Origin of the sequence: Hoylesella timonensis S9-PR14 (assembly GCF_000762405.1) — a bacterium.
GTDB lineage: Bacteria > Bacteroidota > Bacteroidia > Bacteroidales > Bacteroidaceae > Prevotella > Prevotella timonensis_A.
On sequence record NZ_JRPQ01000190.1, the window covers coordinates 1 to 1,860 of the forward strand.

Consider the following 1,860-nt stretch of genomic DNA (forward strand, 5'->3'; position numbering starts at 1 on the left):
TTGTCCCTAAAAGAAATATATGAAAGTGCGTATTTTATTTTGTTGGGCAGGAAATGTTTATAATTGGTCTGGTACCTGGCCATTTTCCTGCATTCCGTCTCCTGGGGACACCTTATCTATTCAAAGTTTTGTAGATAAGGGATATATAAAGGCAGACGAAAAAGATGTTGTATTCGAAGGAAGCAGCACAGGTAGGTATCGAGGACTTGAAGTACCATTGGAGGGTTTGCTTTCCAATGAATACAATACCAAGGTTGTCTCTGTAAATTGGACTGGGACAGGTATTGAAATTGAGGTAACGACAGACATATATCAGCAAAGAGACGATGTTGGTTTTAATCTTTGGGNTGAAAANTAGAAATTTTTAATTTTCTATTTTTAGATGTTTTATGGATAAACAATTAAGGAAAGTGATTCACGTGCATTTCATTCAAGGACGTAGGAATTACTACTTTGGTAGTGTAGCAGCGGTCTTTAGAAAGTTCTCTGAGAAAGACCTTGGATGTTCGGAAAAATATCTAAGCCATATTTTGACAAAGGACGGGATGCACCATATCACGCCAAAGGTTCTTATCGTAAGGTCAAGACTGATTACATAAAACTGATTTTAATCAAAAATAATCTTCCTTCACCTCTCCCGAAGTCCCATGAAAGACTCTGTTGGCGATCCTGAAAGGTCAGAAACAGTGTCTTTNATGGGATTAAAACAGCAGAAACTGTTTTAAGGGTTTTTGCGTAGCCAGTGTTCCATTAAGCAGTCTGCCATCTTCGCCGCTGTCGCAGTGGATTGAAAAAGGAACAGGACAAAGGAGAAGATGGCTGCAGCGTNATGGAACTCTGGCGGAGCAGGCGTGAGGAACAAGCCGAAAGGGAAAGAAGNTGTAACAAAAACTTGCGTTAGCATGTTTTTGCGCTGGGTGAAAGGAATGATAGTCTTAGTAATAACTTGCTATTTCAGAACAAAGCGTGGATAATAGGGGGAGGTAATAATGGAGTGTGCTGCGAACTGTGAGAGCAGCACACGGCAAATGNTGTATGTAATCTTCGGTTTTTCTTTCGGCATGCGCAAAGACATGCTTACACTGCAACTGTTTTTCAAATTGATACCCGCCGAGTAGGCGGGTATCGATGTTTCTTTAATCTTCAATCCAAAACTCTATGACGTTTTTTCTGTCTACAACGTCAGTGTCTTCAATCTCACCATCTTCATCATAGTTTACTTCTAATACATCAACAAAGGTGACATATTTATTGCGTTCTTCATCTGTCGGGCAAAAATCAAGGTCGCTCACTTTTGTCAAAGTACATGCTTTTTCTTCTTGCTCTGCAAAGGTGAGGGCATCTTCTAATTTTTCAAAATCTTTTTCATAAACCCAATGACTCGGTTTTGTCTTGATGCTTTCAAGTGGATGACTGAAACAAACTGTGTCGCAATACTTAACAATATATTTTTTCATATTAAAATATTTTTTGGAGGGGTGGTTAGTCCCTCCGTTTCCTTTAGCATTCAACAATTTCAAATTCATGTATGTAGATAAAATTGTCATCTTCCTCATGGCATTCATTCCAATTCTCTAACTCGTTTTTGCTTACTTCCTGTTTACCGAGTAGGTTAGCAACATAAGTCATTGCTTGTTCTTCGGTGTCAAAGTACTCACTTTGATAATCTCCGTTTACATAAGCGTCTACATAGAACCTTTCGGGGAAATATTTGCCNTCTGCATCGTTGGTTGCATAGACTTCACAGCCAGGTTCTTCCACTATATAATAAATAGTCAGTTCGGGCATAAGCTGTGCCAATACATAGCGAAAGTCAGTTGTACCCCATGCTTCTTCAGCCTCTATGCGGATAATATCTCC

General features: G+C 39.3%; 2 protein-coding genes. One reads left to right on the top strand and one right to left on the bottom strand.

The window, feature by feature from the left end:
- Positions 1-389 precede the first annotated feature (389 nt).
- Positions 390-599, top strand: a complete 210-nt coding sequence (locus tag HMPREF9304_RS11255; protein ID WP_036929205.1) for a hypothetical protein — start codon at positions 390-392, stop codon at positions 597-599.
- A gap of 537 nt (positions 600-1,136) precedes the next feature.
- On the opposite strand, the gene HMPREF9304_RS11260 is transcribed toward HMPREF9304_RS11255, so the two are convergent.
- A complete protein-coding gene (locus tag HMPREF9304_RS11260) occupies positions 1,137-1,457 on the bottom strand; it encodes a hypothetical protein (protein WP_133241906.1) in 321 nt (106 codons plus the stop codon).
- Positions 1,458-1,860 lie beyond the last annotated feature (403 nt).